Annotated in this window: 16 protein-coding genes; all 16 read right to left on the bottom strand. The window is 54.9% G+C overall.

Translation table 11 applies throughout. The annotated features are described in order from the left end of the window. Positions 1–3: 3 nt before the first annotated feature. Entirely contained in the window at positions 4–573 is a 570-nt protein-coding gene (locus ACOZIO_RS23185; protein WP_112198196.1) for a hypothetical protein, read from the bottom strand. A 21-nt stretch (positions 574–594) separates the two neighbouring features. After that, positions 595–3,849 (bottom strand): conjugal transfer mating-pair stabilization protein TraG, encoded by a 3,255-nt coding sequence (gene traG / locus ACOZIO_RS23180; RefSeq protein ID WP_421589565.1) that lies wholly within the window; start codon positions 3,847–3,849, stop codon positions 595–597. Further along, positions 3,842–5,209, bottom strand: coding sequence for a conjugal transfer pilus assembly protein TraH (gene traH / locus ACOZIO_RS23175; protein ID WP_112198198.1), 1,368 nt, complete (start codon positions 5,207–5,209; stop codon positions 3,842–3,844). Before traH ends, traG begins: the two co-directional genes overlap by 8 nt. A gap of 163 nt (positions 5,210–5,372) precedes the next feature. Next, the gene (gene trbB / locus ACOZIO_RS23170) at positions 5,373–6,014 is read right to left on the bottom strand and encodes an F-type conjugal transfer protein TrbB (protein WP_112198199.1); all 642 of its coding nucleotides are present in this window, start codon (positions 6,012–6,014) and stop codon (positions 5,373–5,375) included. Beyond that, entirely contained in the window at positions 6,011–6,223 is a 213-nt protein-coding gene (locus tag ACOZIO_RS23165) for a hypothetical protein (protein WP_112198200.1), read from the bottom strand. Before ACOZIO_RS23165 ends, trbB begins: the two co-directional genes overlap by 4 nt. Continuing rightward, positions 6,216–6,686: a hypothetical protein gene (locus ACOZIO_RS23160; RefSeq protein ID WP_112198201.1), complete on the bottom strand. Its 471-nt coding sequence runs from the start codon at positions 6,684–6,686 to the stop codon at positions 6,216–6,218. The genes ACOZIO_RS23165 and ACOZIO_RS23160 overlap by 8 nt, the downstream gene beginning before the upstream one ends. 39 nt (positions 6,687–6,725) lie before the next feature. Beyond that, the gene (locus ACOZIO_RS23155; RefSeq protein ID WP_112198202.1) at positions 6,726–6,986 is read right to left on the bottom strand and encodes a hypothetical protein; all 261 of its coding nucleotides are present in this window, start codon (positions 6,984–6,986) and stop codon (positions 6,726–6,728) included. Positions 6,987–7,000: 14 nt separating this feature from the next. After that, positions 7,001–7,798 (bottom strand): type-F conjugative transfer system pilin assembly protein TraF, encoded by a 798-nt coding sequence (traF, locus tag ACOZIO_RS23150; RefSeq protein ID WP_112198203.1) that lies wholly within the window; start codon positions 7,796–7,798, stop codon positions 7,001–7,003. Next, positions 7,798–9,636: a type-F conjugative transfer system mating-pair stabilization protein TraN gene (traN, locus tag ACOZIO_RS23145; RefSeq protein WP_112198204.1), complete on the bottom strand. Its 1,839-nt coding sequence runs from the start codon at positions 9,634–9,636 to the stop codon at positions 7,798–7,800. The genes traF and traN overlap by 1 nt, the downstream gene beginning before the upstream one ends. Next, positions 9,636–10,262, bottom strand: a complete 627-nt coding sequence (gene trbC / locus ACOZIO_RS23140) for a type-F conjugative transfer system pilin assembly protein TrbC (protein WP_112198205.1) — start codon at positions 10,260–10,262, stop codon at positions 9,636–9,638. The genes traN and trbC overlap by 1 nt, the downstream gene beginning before the upstream one ends. Before the next feature lie 9 nt (positions 10,263–10,271). Beyond that, positions 10,272–11,264 (bottom strand): conjugal transfer pilus assembly protein TraU, encoded by a 993-nt coding sequence (traU, locus tag ACOZIO_RS23135; protein WP_112198206.1) that lies wholly within the window; start codon positions 11,262–11,264, stop codon positions 10,272–10,274. Between the two features lie 118 nt (positions 11,265–11,382). Next, positions 11,383–11,778, bottom strand: a complete 396-nt coding sequence (locus ACOZIO_RS23130) for a hypothetical protein (RefSeq protein WP_224266913.1) — start codon at positions 11,776–11,778, stop codon at positions 11,383–11,385. Positions 11,779–11,889: 111 nt separating this feature from the next. Continuing rightward, positions 11,890–12,165 (bottom strand): hypothetical protein, encoded by a 276-nt coding sequence (locus ACOZIO_RS23125; RefSeq protein ID WP_014695883.1) that lies wholly within the window; start codon positions 12,163–12,165, stop codon positions 11,890–11,892. Further along, a complete protein-coding gene (traW, locus tag ACOZIO_RS23120; protein ID WP_112198208.1) occupies positions 12,162–12,782 on the bottom strand; it encodes a type-F conjugative transfer system protein TraW in 621 nt (206 codons plus the stop codon). Before traW ends, ACOZIO_RS23125 begins: the two co-directional genes overlap by 4 nt. After that, on the bottom strand, positions 12,779–13,213 hold the full coding sequence (gene trbI, locus ACOZIO_RS23115; RefSeq protein WP_112198209.1) for a type-F conjugative transfer system protein TrbI: 435 nt from the start codon (positions 13,211–13,213) through the stop codon (positions 12,779–12,781). Before trbI ends, traW begins: the two co-directional genes overlap by 4 nt. Then, entirely contained in the window at positions 13,206–15,875 is a 2,670-nt protein-coding gene (gene traC, locus ACOZIO_RS23110) for a type IV secretion system protein TraC (protein ID WP_224266912.1), read from the bottom strand. The genes trbI and traC overlap by 8 nt, the downstream gene beginning before the upstream one ends. Between the last annotated feature and the right edge of the window lie 73 nt (positions 15,876–15,948).

The raw sequence follows: 15,948 nt of genomic DNA, 5'->3' as shown, positions 1-15,948 counted from the left end.
AACTTAAATCTTTTTGATCAGTTTGCTGATTTTTTCGAGGGCCAGACCAGCACCCAAACGATTGATTTCAAATGACACTAATATGCTAGATACAAAAAAAAGTGATAACAACAGCACAGGTACCGCTATGGCAAACCAAGCAGATAAGCCAGAAAGCAAACAACTTATAATCATCAAAGTGCAAAATGTGATGATCGATTTGCGAACAATTCTTGCAAGATGGCTTACGAGCAACGAATTGCTTCTAACTTCTAGGGGCAAAGACATATATGTAAGTTGGTTATTATACGTCATTAAAAAAACCAACAGACCTACTGCTGCAGTTATTGCCAATAAGTACCAGCCTTCTGATATAAGAAAATTTACGAATCCATTAATTGAAGCGTCATCTTTATCAAAAGAGGCATAGAAAATTACAGTGCTCAATATACTCAATAAAACAGAAAAAAAAGGAATCGCAGCACTCCTTTTCATCAATTCCATTGCTGATGGAATTTGTCGACGCCCAGCATCTAAGCCGTTTATTAGAAAGTTAACATCTGCTTCTATTTGTGCTGCAGTTAGGTTTCCCATCTCTGTTCTTCCTTAAATATATCACGAGGCTTTTCTCTGCTGTTCCCGAAGCTCTTTGAGCTTCTGCTCAAAATTCTTAGTTTCTGCGTGATCAAAACCTGGTTTAGTCTGCCTAATATCTTCTTCAGTGCGTCCAATCTGTTGGCCTTTCACTGCACCTTGATGCTCATTTCTGAGTATATCACTGGATGCCTGAACAGGGGTTTCGTTTTGATCGATTTTCCCGCCATTTTCTCTAATGACATTAGAATTAGCAGATCTTTGTGCTGCAACCTGCCCTGCCACGTTATTAGGGATACCAGCACCCTCAGCGTGCTCCCTCACTTTCTCAGCAGCTGCATTATAATTATCTTCCATTGACGCTGACGGTGGGCCACCTTGTACATGGAGGTTTCTCTCCTGATTATGTAGGTTTACCTCACCCCCACTTGTCAGTAATGGGCCGGCCCCACGTACTGGAGACGTACCGTGAACCTCACTCGGTTCATGAAGATTTCTCTCCTGATTATGCAGGTTTTCCTCACCCCCGCTCGTCAATAATGGACCGGGTCCCCGTACCGGAGATGTAACGTGAACTTCATCTGCACCCCCACTTGCTGTAGTCCCCGGAGCGTTCCCTGTTGTTAATGTTCCTCTAGGGTCAGTTTCCGTAACACCGCGAGAGCCAGTTACAACGTTCTGCTGACTGCCCACCACCGCACTGGCTCCATAAGGCACAGGGATTGGGTCGCCTGCAGCGGTATGTTGCTCAGTGACCGCACCGTATTCTAACGAATTTGATGGTGTTAAAGGTTGTGTGTTTGTCTGATCCGTCCGTGCACCATAGTTTTGCATAATCTCTGGTTCCAGACGCTCCTTCATAAACTCCGTAGCCGCTTCACGCGCGGAATTAACGTTAGTCAGAATACCCTGCGCATTATTACCAAACTTAGCCGTCGTCCAGTCCACGAATTCCTGATTGTAATTGGCATCCAGGCTTGCACTTTCGTTTTGTGCCAACGTGGCCATCCGGCTGAATTCCTGGCTTTTGGTACTGCTGTCGGTGTACTGATGATACTGACTTTTGGCATCATTCAGGGTCGCAGCATACTGCTCAACCTGAGAGTTGGATTGGTTATCCGTCTGGTTGCCAGACTCGCTTACGCGTGCTGACGTCACCATATCCATACCCTGACGGAAATCTTTAACCGTCTGGCTGTTTTCGTCATGGCGGAAATCTTTTCCTTCCGAGTTGGTATCCTGCGTACCGTGTGCACTGCCAGAGGTATGTCTCCAATCGGCATTGACGTGTGCTTCACCACCGACACTCACACCCGAGGCCCATTTACCCACTTTCCCGACGAGCTGATCGCCAGAATCCACCTTAACATTCGCCGACATACCTGCCCCCCCTGAACCCTGATTGGTGATGTCCATCAGCTGGTTGTAGGCCTCCTGAGTAGAGATGTTATGCGCTTTACCATAGCTTTCAGCGGCCGACATCATCTTACTTGCCCCCACTGTCGCATTGGTCGCCTGCGTGTTTTCGCTGCCCTGCGTCATGGAGGCGCTGTTACCGCTTTGGCTGGTCAGCTGGTTCAGTTGCTGGAAGCCGCTGGTGACACTGTGGTTATAGCCATCGAGCGCCGTTTGCGCCTCCTGCTGCGCCTGCCGCGACTGCTCCTGGAAACCGCTGCTCGCCAGTGAACTGAGTCGCATGTTAACCGGCAGGTTAGAGATGGCCTGAGACGTGTCATAGACGTTATGACCGTTAGCCGTCAGGGTGCGCATCCCGCCATTTTCCATCTGGTGGCTTTGTTGACCCATACGTTGCGACAGGTTGGTGTCAAATTTGTTGGCATTAACGTTATCCATCGACATGTTGTTAAACGACCAGTTCCCGTCAGCTGTCGTGGATGCCTGCCCGCTCGCAGAGAACGCAGCAGAACTCATCACCCCGCCCACCACCTGTGACGCCACCGAAGCTGCGCCTTTCGTCAGGAAAAAGGACAGTACCGGTATCGACATACTGAGATAGCCTGCGATATTGGCCACGTCAGAATGCTGTAGGGCAATGCGATCCTGATTCGCCAGCACCAACGCCGTTGAACCGGTTTTTGACTGGAGGTAGAAGTTGGCCAGAGAATTCAAAATCGCAAACATCACCGGCCACATTTGGAAATACAAGAACCCGCCGGCGTACAGCTTGAGGGTATTCAGCCCGAAGATGGTGTGGTTGACCAGGGCCAGAGCAATCACCATCGGGAAAAGACCAATCAAAATAAGCATCATCAGAGACTGGAACATCGGTAACGTTTGTGAGGCAATCGCCCCGCCCGCCGCCCAGCTCAGGCGCTGTTTGGTCAGGGTCGATTCCGTGGCCAGATTCACCAGGTTTGCCGTATCCGAGGAGCGGGCGGCAAACCCTTTCCAGCCGTCGCGGATGGCGGCATTGGTCACGTTGTTACGCATAATCTGCGAGGCACTTAACCCACCGGCATAGAAAAATCCATAGCTGTCATCCATCGCATTACTCAACAGTGAATCCGCGTTCACCTTGCTGCCGAATATGCGGGTCGCCATATCGTGCCAGCTGACACCCCCTACGGAAATATCACTCCCCATCAGCGTTCTGATGGTCGTGGCGGCCTGCTGGCAGGTCACAAACTGCTTCACACCACTGACCGTCTGGTAAATCCCCCGCAACGGGCTCGGGTTATTGGTAATCAGCGTCAGCGGGTCGGTGCTGTTGAGCAACTGGTTAATGGTGTATTTGTTGTTAAGCAGAATGTCACCTATCACGCAGTTTTCGACATAGTCCGTCAGCATCTGTGCCAGCTGCGGGTTTTGCGTACGAAAATCGGAGGTTTGCGCCACGATTTGAGAACCAAACAGCATGCCGCTCTTGGTATAGGTCAGCGAGTCCGGACGCGATAAGGTGTAATCGTATAACTGTGCCACCCCAAATCCCGCACCGGTGGTCAGCCCCGCGATCATGGCCAGCCCCAGCGGAACATTGTCCACCTCGTACACAGCGGCCGGATCGGTGATATCGAAGATTTGTACCGACCGTTTTGGCACCAGTAACACGGACGTAATAAACATAAATACGGCCAGCCAGTGCATAAACACGCGCGGGTCACGGGTCTTGATAAAGGACACCATCACCCCCAGCACGCCGAACGTGCTGACAATGCGAAGCAAGGTATCAAACGTATCGGCACCCAGAATAGTGACGACGCCGTTTAACACCTGCCGCCACATGTCCCCACCGTATATCGTATACATTTCAGTCATTGCTTGTCCCCCAACGGTAGTTGCCCTGGTATGACGTTGAAATAATTGTCGAGACCTGCTGCTGGAGGTACTGCATGTTGCGGTCAATACCGTCCAGCGCGTTTTGATCGGCCGCCGACTGCAGCTTCATGTTGGCCAGTAGCTGCTGTGCCTGGGCCACGTTCTGCCGCAGCTCTCCCGCCGCCTGTTCCGGAAAGTTTTTCCCGGCCAGCGACTGACTGGCCTGCTTCACCAGCTCCTGCAGGTACTGGATCATTAAATCCTGCGCGATGTAATCCGCCACCTGGATGAGGTAGGTCGGGCTTTGTCCCATACTTTGAGAGTTGGTCAGGTATTTCAGAACGGGGACAGAGGTGGTGTTGAGGAACCCTTTTTCCTGATCGGATAAACCGGTATCGTCGGTCAGCTTCTGGTTCATGGATAACATGATGTTTTGGACCAGCGTGACCAGCGCGTTATTGCTGCTGATGGTGACGTTTGCCACCGTCGGTCCGAGGCAAAGGTCCGGTTCATCACAGCCGTAAATTTTGGCCGTTCCGCCGCGCATCAGCACGGTGATCACGTCCCGGTTATCCACCATCGGCGTCAGGATAGTTACCTGCCCGGCGCTGTTAAAAATGATGGATCCGACGATACTCATCACCAACTCTTTCAGCTGGCGGTTCCCGTCGAAAAGGTGATTGCGCCCGAGTGCATCCCAGATGAGATTTTTGTTCTTCAGCACCTGGTCTTTCTCATTGTCGCTGGCCCGTCCCGTGACGCTGTCACCCTGCCCCCCGACAGTACACCCCTGACGCGAGGCGGCCCAGTCAGAGAAAATATTGTCGTCACCAGCAATGTCCTGGCAGATTTTCTGGTTGGAAAGTTGAGAAACGGGCCAGAGGCCACCGATGATCCCCTGCGCCGCCTGGCATGAACTCATGTTTGAGGAGTTAACGTCAGAGGCGAGTTTTTGCAGAAAGTCTTTGGCCTGTTTCAGTTCAGGCACCATCGTCTGCAAAGCCAGGTCGAACGCATAGCCCGCCGCATTACTCATAATTTGCTTGGCAAAGCGCTGTATTTCCTCCCCATTGATATACGAGAAGGCCCCCAGATAGGCATCAATACCGCCGCAGCCCGAATTCAGGGAAGGCACCTGCATCGAGATAAGTTGTACCTGTTTCACCGGATTTCGCAGATACACCGAGCCGCCGGTCATGTAGCCTGCGGCCTGCCCCTGCCATGCCTGCGCCTTGGAGACGTTGCCGTCATAGCCCAGACTGCCGAAATAACCGTTCAGGTCGCCCTGTACGTCGGCCAGCGCCGGCGCACTGAAGCACAGGGCAGCAAGCGTGCACATTACTATTTTCCGTAGCTTCATGAGGAGAGGCTCCCGTCGGTCAACTTACTGAGTGTCATGAGGTTAACTCCGTTAAATCTTAGAAATTATTCCGACTCAAACGGTTAAACGCAGAAACATCCCGCGCAGCTAACGGCGTCAGAAAATTTTACTGCGGGAAAATTGTCGGAAAGATGGGCAGTGTTTACTGTGCCGTGACGGCCTGACTGGAAGGAACGGGACCCAGCGTGTCGGAAGGCAGCTTGTCAATATCCGCCTCAATCATCAGCGCGACGCGCTGGCTCAGGGTGCCCATGTCGGTATCCCCCTGATAAAGCGGAAAAGCCGCAATGGTATTGTCCGGACGCGGTGTGGCGACGTTAACCAGAAACGTGGTGGGCGTGGCGATGGGCAGACCGTTGCCAAAAAACGTCATGATTTCACCCGCCAGCGGCTCATTTGCGCCGCGTTTACGGGGAATAAGGGCCACCGGAAAGGACGTATCGCCATAGCCGTCAAGCGTATAGGGATAAACCTTGATGCCGACCTCATCTGACCACTGCTTTAACTTCGGGTCGAATTTCGCGCTGTACTGACACCCCCGCTGCATAAATACCACGATGGCGTAGTTGTTCAGGTTTACCTCACGCCCATCAGTGAGCGTCATTATGTGCGGCGCACGGTCTGAAGGAGTACGCGCCTGCGGTAATCCCAGGTCAGGCATCGCCGGTGACCAGTTGGTTTGTGTCTTGGACTTTTCCAGTGCCGCTATCTGGTCGGCCACGGTTGCCTGCACGGCCAGCGGAGCCATGAGGCAAAAGAAAGGCAACAGAAAGGTGAGTTTCACAATTTTGCCTCCCGGTTCTTCCTGCGCGCCTTACGGTGTGCGAGGTATTCAGACGCGATGAGCACGACCAGCGACAGAATCAGGCAGGTGAAGGTTGAAAAAACCAACACCTGTCGCGTCAGCGTCGCCGAATAGGCCAACAACTCACTCAGGCAGTTAGCGATGATGCCAAGCAGAAATAACACGGCCACGACGGGCAAATTATTCATGTTTTTGCTCCTGTTTCCCGTCCTGAACCACCATGCCAAAAGCCACAAGGGGCATCCGGCCTTTACGTCCCACCATCAGCCAGCGTGCGGCCAAATAGACACACGCGTAAAGCGTGGTGATAAGGCCGTAGAGAGTAAGCAGGTTATGATTAAACCCCGTGATATAGGTTTCACGACTCACCTGTTCGAGTAAACACAAGTTAGGTGACGGTGTTACCGACTGCGGTAGCGCCCGTTCATTGACTGTCGCCGGGAGAGCGGCACATCCCCATACGTTACCCGGCGCGGCACCCTCCACCAGCCCTTCGGCCTGACGGATGACAAATGCCCCCGGTGAAGGCCAGACATTAACCACTATAAAGAGAGAAAAAAGAAACGCCGGCCCGATGACCAATACGTCAATCATGAGCCTGACCGTCGCCCAGCAGGCGCCGGCACCCGATTTAAGTGCTGAACATTGCATGAGAAATCCTTGGTTCTGAAGAAGGGGTAAACGGGGGGGTTATTCGGTGATGTCTGCCGTGTAAGGCACGATACGTTCACCGACAGTCAGGAAAGTGCAGAGCAAGATGAAATCGCCCGTTCCCTGCTGTGGGCAATAGTTAAAGTTCAGCATGTCGTCCCTGAAGTGGGCCTGTAAAGCACTTTCCAGCCTCTCGCAGTCCAGTCCGGGCAGCGTTGAAAATGTCACAAAGTCATACTCAATGCCGGTGAACGTTTCACCATCCCTGATGCTTTCAATATTAAGAACAATGCTTTGCATAATGGGGTCTTACTTTAGAAGTTAGGTTTGAAGCCGGTTGCCACGTTCAGAAAACGCCTGGCCAGATCATCCTGTGTCATAAAGCCATAGGCCAGCGGGCGAAAGTCGCGGGAGGCCGGGTTAACCAGGAATAAGGCGGGGAAATGGCTGATGCCCATCCGGGCACTTTGCCCTTCATCCTGGCGGCTGTCCGGCACCTGCGGGGATATTTGGCCGTCCACGCTCACCGGGATTAACGAGATATGCCGCGTGCGTGCAAAGTCAGCCACCACCCCGGCCATCTGTGCATCAATCGGGTCACTGCCGCGATAGAAGTAAAACATCCCGTACTGGGCGGACAGTTCGCTGATGGCCTGCGTCTGTTTGGCCTGGTCGCTGGCCTGCTGTAGCGGTGCCGTACTGTTGTAGTGTGGGTGTTCGAGGTTGTAGTCGAGATCGGGATGATCCAGCTGAGCCACCGCAAACGACTGGCTGAACAACGATGCCCTGTCCGTCCAGAACTTCTGCCAGCGCAGGAAGGTGGCGGTATTTTCGCTCGTCGGATTAAGAATGGCCCGGTCCAGCGCCTCCTTCGTGTACCCTTTGAGCACCGCCGCCTGCTCTGACGGTGACAGCTTGCTAAAATCAGGCACTTGAGGGGCCGGTACCGGTTTTGGGGCCGGCGTATTTGCCGGCTTCTTCGGTTCGTTGTACCAGTGCCAGCCGGTAAACGGATCCGCCGGTGTCACCACCGCATCGGCCGGTGTGTCTGTACCGTCCGCCCACGCAGGTATTGTGAGACTGAGCAGGCAGGCAAACCACAGTGTTTTCATCATTTCCCTCCGCCCTGCGCGTTAACCTGCGCCGCAATCCGGTCTTTCACCTGCTGAACCATCACCGACGAGTTAGGGATTTTCTGGTTGGTCATCAGGTCGCTGTAGAAATCGGCAAAGTTAATCAGGTCAAAGTTGATGGCCTGCAGCTCAGGCACGGTGATCCCCCGGCAGTTCGGTGAATCACCGCTGCCAAAACTCACACCCAGCTGATCGCGCCGCCCCTGCTCCTGAATAATGCGGGCCAGCTTGCCCCCGAACACGCAATACACCTGTTTTTTCTGAATACAGACGCCCAGCACGGCGCGGTTGCACGCCTCACCGACGCTGACCACCACCTTTTTCGCCTTGGCCTTGCCGATGGCCATTTCATCACTGTTGCAGTTCGCCAGCCCGGCGTTGTTCCCCCAGCCGGAATCCACGCAGCAGTTGGAGAAACCGGCCATTGCCTTGCGACAGGACATCGCCTGACCGGTAAAGGCTTTGATGTTGATCTGGTCGTTGACGACATCATCACCGGCTGATGCCAGTCCCGCGAGTTTGGCCACCGCCGTGTCAAAACCGCTGTCTCCGGCGCCGTTGGTATCGTCACAGTCCCCGGACATGCACAGGTAATTGCCGCCACAGAGTTTGCCCGTGGAGGTGTAGGTCTTCTGGCACTGATACGTGACCTGTTGGTGCGAGCATTGCCCTGCCGTTTGTTCAGTACAGTGACTTCCGACGACGGTACAGCTGGCATCAGACATTAAAGCGGCACAGTTACCGTTACTGGCTGGCGTCGTCAGATAGGTATCGGTGTACTGCCAGCAGTCGCTGTGAACGGTGTAGGTCTGTCCGTTCACGGTGGTTGTTCTGTCGCCACCGCCCACCGTGCATTGCGTGCTGATTAACTGGCCACCCACGCTCTGGTCATCACACGCCTGTTGAACGTTGGTCTGGGGTTGATACGTTTGTACGGTCGTGACAGCCGTCATGCTGAGCGTCAGGGACGCAGATCCGTTACCAAAACCACTAATGATGCCGTCAAGGAAAGTCGTCTGGTGATTCACTGACCCAATCGTTAAAGAAAGCGTGACTGTCTCTCCCTGATTCATGTGATAGCCAGAAACAGACAGATTCTTTTGCGTTGTCCCCGAAATCCTGTCCGGTACAACCATTGAGTCCCCTAACACGCTCCATGTCACTGTCCGGGCCAAATATCCCGACATATTGAAATTAGCCAGTTGAAGGTCGCCGGTAAAAGGTGCGATGAAGGTCGCATAAACCGTCAGATTGTCGCGGGAGTAGGTGAAGTCCCCGGTATTTATTACCGCTGTCTGATTGGTTTGCGTCGTCACATACGTCCCGCCTATCGTGACGGCCCGGTTACAGCTTTGGGTCACCGCCACATCTTTGTCGCAGGTGTAATTCTGGAAGGTGCTTTTACTGACGACTTTGTCCGTACACTGGTCATAGGTGCCGTTGACGACCGTGCCGGCAGTACTCTCAGCATCCTTGCCGTTGGTAATGAACGGTGCCTTGGGGTCAATGGTCACCGCCGGATTGGTCGTGCCGGAGCTGATAACAGCCTGCCCGGCATTGTTCTGGCCGAGTTCGGTCTGTCCTTTGTCACTGATACCGCCGTCCCCACCCTGCACACCCCCGTAATAACCGCTCTGCGACGGATTGGCGGTGTACCCTGGAATGACGGTCGAGGGTGAGGTGTTTTTCATCCCCGAGGTGCCCTGACCGCTGTTAGATTTTCCGTAGCTGGAACCGGCGTTGTAGGCATCGCTGACGGCATCGGCCTGTGCCCCCTGGGCACACAGCAGCAACAGTGACAAAAGCAATCGCTTCATTATTTCCCCTCCGCCGTTTTCAGCAGCTGTGTGGCCGTGGTCGCACAGTCTCCCCGGCGCACGACTTCTTCGAGTGCCTGCTTAACCGGCAGGCTGCCGTAAAGCACGTCATAGTTGCCCTGGCAGGTGACCACCAGGGCGGGCACAGCCTTGATGCCGTATTGCTGATACAGCGTCGGATCAATTTGCACCCCCGCCTCTTTGTCCTTCTTGGAGAGATCAAACATCACCGAGGCCGTTTTGCGAAAATCGTTATCTAGCAGGCCACGCAGCGTCGCCGGTATACCAAAACGGCGGGCATCGGCGAGCATGGGCAGTAACCCTTCTTCCGGAATGCCCAGGCTCACAAAATAAAGCGCTTGCGGCGTGGGCCGGTCAGCGCTGTTCTGGTCAGCCTGGGACGCGGCAATTTCGTTTTGCAGCTGAGACACCTTATTTTGCTGTGCCGGTGGCAGGGTAATGTTCATGCCCTTCAGCTGCGCCTGGAACTGCTCAAGCTCGGTTTGTTTTTGTTTCATGTACGCCATATCACCGGCGGACACGGTGGGCTGCTCGGCTGCCTGCACGGATTGCGCGCAGAGCAGCGCGGCGCTGAGCGTCAGCACCGTCATCAGGGGTCTGTTCATAGAAGGTCCTTACAGATAAGCGCAGTTACGCTTTCGCCACAGGAGGTAGCCGAAGTTCTTTTTGGATGTCGGGGCGTTATGTACCGAGCCCCACAGCTGCGTGGTCGTGCCAAAGGGGTGGCAGTCGCTGGCTTCGGGGTACATGTTGACCATCTGATATCGCCAGCGGGATTTCGGGATAATCGGGGACGGATACTCGTAGCACACCGCCACGTCCGCCCCGACCGTCTCCATCACGAGTCCCTCCCGATGCAGTTTGAACGCCATCCGTTCGCTGACCAGTACGGACGCCTCAAGCGGCGAAAACTCGTTGCTGGTGTAGCCCGTGAAGGGGTACATCGACCCCTGCGCACCGGCACACCAGAACAGCGGATCCAGCGGTACACCGGCGGTAGAGGCAATCGAGTCGGCGGCGCAGGCCCCCTGTGCCAGCAGGTTAGAGAACAGGCTCACTTCCGGGTTGATGATCATCGACAGCGTGCTGTCATTCCACAGCGGGTCAACCTCGGAAAGGTAAGCAATATCCATGTCGCCGGTCTGCATGCAGCCGGTGCTGGTGATGATATTCAGCCAGTAAATCAGCGGATATTTATACCAGTGCACATGGTAGAACGCGCCGGGTGACGGCTTGTCACTCTGCCCGCCGGTGCCAGTTCCTGTCCGCCCGAGGTCAATTTTAAACCCGCCCATATTGACCATCACGCCGGGTTCACGGGTGACGTCTGTGAGGGCTACCGGTTCCCAGAAGCCGATGGCCAGCCCCAGTCGGTAAAAAATGCCGTAAGGGCACAGCTGGATAGGCGATGCCGGATTGGGGGTGTCCGGGTGTGAACCGGAAGCCAGCTGAATGCTGCCGAGCGTCATGGGAAACAGGCATTTCCAGCAGACGTCACTGATAGGGTTTACCCAGCGACCGTCTCCGGCGTTCGTACTGGCCGCCTGTGCCGGCGTGCACAGGAAGGCCGTCCAGATTAAGGTAAGGCAGAGAATGAGCTTGCGCATTCGTCCTCCGGTTCCCTGACAACCGGCATAACCTTCCCGCCCGGCCGTTCACAGCTGTCAATCAGCTGGATATGAAACGTCGGTGTGAGTAATTCGATAAATGCAAATAATCTCATGCTTATTCAACCTCCTGATAAGGTGAGAAAGAGGCCACGTATAATCCGCGCTGACGTAATCGCCTGAGCATCCGGTGCACCTTCTGTGCACTTTCACCGGCAGCGATCTCCATCCGGATTTGGACAATTTTCTCGTCGTGTTTGATGTGGGCAGGAAGTGTGCCAATCCAGGTGTCAAGCAGCAGGTTAGCCAGCTGTGTGAGCACGATTTCAGGCACAGTGATTTCGAATCGGGGGTTGGTACTCAGGAAAAGTCCGTGGTCTTTAAGCAGGTGCTCCAAATCAAGGGCCATCGCCAGATAAAGCGCCTCTTCCTGCCCGCCGCTATCCGCCCCGCCTTCATGCCGACCGATAACGCACGTCAGTAAGGGCTTCAGCCACGATTTAATCAGGTTCACAATGTTCGCCCCGGACGCGTCCGTCGGTCAAAAGACAGGGGGGAAAGGAAGAGGAACCCATAAGGAGCAAAAGGATCCGGTGGTTTGTCATGATGTATGTCAGCGTTTCCATCACACACTCCTTTCTTTAGACAGTGGGCCGTGACGCTGGAGTACCGTGCGAATATCGTGCTCATTCAGTGATGCCAGAATCAATGAGGTGCGAAGTTCGGCGCTCAGGGCCAGCAGCGTCTGCAAAGCCGCGCGGATAACCACCGATTCGGTGTAAAGCGGGTGTTCTTCGGTCATGGCCCGCAGGCCGTTTTTATCGGTGTCGCCAAGCCGCACGGTGGTGGCAAAGCGTTTGATATTATCCGCGTCGTGATTGTCTTTAACGCAGTGATTCATTTCAGTGCCACCTCCTCGACCTTGAGCGTCCTGTCGTCGCGGCTGATACGTACCGGCGTATGCTCGAAGCCAAATTTTGTTGTCAGGGTGCCGTACTGGTCGAAGTACACCGGTTCATCCAGCGCATTGCTGCTGTCCCGGATATTGCCGTTCACCAGAATGACTTTGAAATTAACCTGCCCGGCCAGCTGCTGTTTCACCCACTTCATCTGCGCGGGGTTGTCGCCGTCAATGAAGTACAGGGTTTCGCTAAACGGCACTTTATCCAGCGGATTGATCTGATCACCGGCACGGGCGATCACGTTACCGCGCATATCACGAATAGTTTCACGCACGGTAAACGTCGGGTCATAGTGCAGCGTGCGGTCGGCTTTCGCCGGGGTCAGGCCCACTACCGGATCGGGACGAACGGCGTGGGCTTTCACCCGGGCTTCGGCTTCGCGCTGGATCCTGTCCATCTCACCGCTGTCTTTCATGCCCTGCAGGCGCTGACCGATAAAATCCAGCAAGTCAGGCTCGGCTATCGGAAACAAATGACCAATAGTGCCGAGATCCTTTGCCCCTGCTGACAGGCTGAATAAGCCTGCCAGCAGGCAGATAACCCACCGTGATGTCATGGTGCCTCCTGCATGCGGTGGGCAATGTCCGCCTGGATCTGAGGCGTGATGTCCAGTACGGGCATCACCACCGCCGGCGGCACCAGGATCAAGTCATCGTGCGCCTGCTGCCAGTCGTTCAGGCTGGCTTTAAGTGCCTGATCAAACCGGGTGGTCAACACCCGTGCGCTGTTCTCATCCAACTGTTTTTTAGCCGACTGCTGCATAAACAGATCGATAGTGCCCTTCATGTCAAAGACCACCGTCCGTCGCTGAAATTGTTGAGCGACCAGTGCGCTGATACCGGCACACACCGTGACCAGCAGCAGTGTCAGCAACAGTGCCACCGCCCCAGCCCGCACGAATTTCTTGTGGAAAAAACCGGCCTTACTGGCCGGTGTTATGCTGATGCTCTGCCTGACGTTTTGCGCATCGATATCGGTTTCATTCACGGTTGATTTCCTCGGTTTCTTTCACACTCAACCCTGCCCAAATTTCCAGCTCGCGGATCTCGTCCTGATACATGTCAGGTTCACAGGCCAGCAGGTAGGCCGCCTCTTCACTGGTGGCCCCCGCATCCTGCGCCTCGCTCATGTATTGGAAATCCTGCCCGCGCGTACTGAACATCGCCCGCGTGACCGGATCGACGAAAACGCGATGGAAGGAACTGTTTTCCCCGGTCGAAATCATCACCGAACTGAAGCCCGTTTCTTTCGCCGGCTGGAAGCCGCGAATGACCTGCGTTTCCAGCTCGGTAAATTGGTCAGGGTTGGCATTGAGGTAGGTTTTAAAGGCTTTGGCATCCTGCAACAGCGTCACCTTCGTCCCGCTACAATCCCAGGCTGCGGCCGCCGCCGGCGGTGCGGCCTGGTCTTTGGTACCGGTGAAGTCCTTAATCCCCTGTGTGATGGTGATGAAGGCCCCACGGTGACGACGCACCGTCCGGTAGCCGGTTTCGATAAAGCGTGCGGCATGCGGGTTAGAGCCGCTGAAAAGACGCCAGGCTTCGTCGATAATGGCCACTTTTTTCAGGTCACGCGGCGAGTGGTACATTTTTTCCTGTATGGCCAGAATGAGCGAATACAGGATGGCAGACAGCAGGTGTGGCTGGTTTTCCAGGCTCAGCAGCTCCAGCACGGCAAAGCGTGTTTCGCCATCGAGCGTCGGATTGTCGGAGTTAAAGTATTCTCCGTTCGCCCCCCAGGTACACCAGCGGTCGAGCAGCAGAACCAGCTCGTTAATACGGTCACGGATGGTCGGCTGGGAGTCGTAAGTGGTCGTGACTTCTCGCGAAATCATGTACGCCACCACGTCATCAATTCGGGCTTTGTTGGCTTTCGCTTCCCAGGCCGCGACCACGCCTTTTAGCAGAATGGTTTCGCTGACCTTATCCAGCGGCTCGTTAGGGCTGGCCAGTACGGTCAGCAGGCCAGTGATGCCTTCTGCCGACTCTTTAATGTCCACCACGTTAGCAAAGGGATTAAAGCGCAGGGTGGCACCGTCCAGGTATTTCCCGCCGGCTTGTTTACAGAAGTTTTTGTAGCTCGCCCCCATGTCGATAACCCAGGCGAAGCCGTGGGAGTTCAGCACCTGCCGCAGGATTTCCTGAATAAAGAAGCTCTTGCCCGCGCCGGTGGTCCCCGTCACCGCAATGTTGTAGTTGGTGCTGCCACTGGTTTCGCTGAACATATCGAAAAATGCCAGCTGGTTACGGTAGGTCGGCAACGGACTGCCTATCGGTGACATTTGCCGCTCAGCCACCACCGGCATCAGGTTGACGGCGTTAAAGCTTTTACAACGCAGCGTCGAACCCATCACCACCATGTCTTCCCACAGCCCCTCCTGCATCATGAAGGGGAAGGAGCTGATCCAGTTTCGCAACTGCTGAAAGCGCGGGGCGGAGATTTCCAGATCATTTTTGCGAAAGACGTTGATGGCCGCCAGCTCACACGACTGTTGTTCGCTGGCGTCATCCGGCGTGAACAGGGTCAGGTTCAGCGAGAAATTGCACATGGCAATTTCGTTACTGGCCAGCCCCTGCCGCAGGTCTCGCCATTCCTCATATGCCCGCTGGGTGCCGGGGAACAGCTTGGCGTAGGACGTGCCGGCTTTCTTACCCAGGTCCTGCTCTTTACGAAACGCGTCGTTCTGGCTTTTTACCTGATCTTCCACGGATACCGTCCAGCTGAGGATGAACGGACAGGGAATACCCAGATCGGGAAAACGCATGTTCTGCAGATTGTCTGACGCCTGCCAGAGCGCAAACCTCGCCGGGGCTTTAGTCAGCTGCATATTCACAATACGAGTACTGGCGACGGCGGTATCGCGGCTGTCCCCGAGGATACGGTCCTCCGGCTGACGCGCGGTGGTAAGCCGCAGATAGCCCGGACGCACTTCCATTTCGGTACTGTGATCGACGCACTGGCGGTGCAGTTCCTGGTCGGTGTTCCAGTGATCAGGACTGCGGGTCACCTGCCCAGGCCGGTAGTTAAGCTGCTCCCGCATGACCGACAGGAATTCCGGGGCACCGACGCGGCGGGTTTCCATATGGGCGGCCATCAGAGAGACGCGCAGCGTCTCCCGCAGCTGCACAACGGAGTCCATTGCCCGGATACCGCCTCGCCCTGAGCGGGCATACACCAGAAATACGCGGTAGTTACGCAGATAAAGCGGGTATTCTCGGTCGTTACTGAGCCCCTTCAGAGCCGCCCGCTCCCAGTAGGCTTTGGTGATGGCGTTAAGCGGTTTTGACATGCTGCCTTTCCACATGTCCTTGCTGAGACCATTGTCGAGCATCTCACCCACGCACTTACTGGCCACCATCAGCACAGTAATTGGCGTTTTGCGGGGCATTTTTTTGCGCAACAGGTCATCGAGAGCCTGCACAACTTGTTGATTGGCCCCGGCCAGCGGGGCCACTTCCATGATGAAACCGATGGATCGACTGTTGATAAACAGTTCAGTTTTTTCATCATACATTCGGTAGGGCAACAGGCTGGTGATGGACGGATAGCTCAGGCTTTGCTGCAACATGTCAGCCGCCGTCTTTGCCCCGCCTTCATCTTTACTACCGGCAAAAATGTTAGCCAGCTGGTCTAACCAGGAATCGCTCATGACGCCCCCATTTTTTCAATGCGTTGTGGATAACAAAGAGGATGCGGGGATGACGCAGGCACGGGCTGCGCGT

The organism is Rahnella sp. PD4 (assembly GCF_049199325.1).
Taxonomy (GTDB): domain Bacteria; phylum Pseudomonadota; class Gammaproteobacteria; order Enterobacterales; family Enterobacteriaceae; genus Rahnella; species Rahnella perminowiae.
This window is presented reverse-complemented; position numbering and strand designations above follow the sequence as displayed.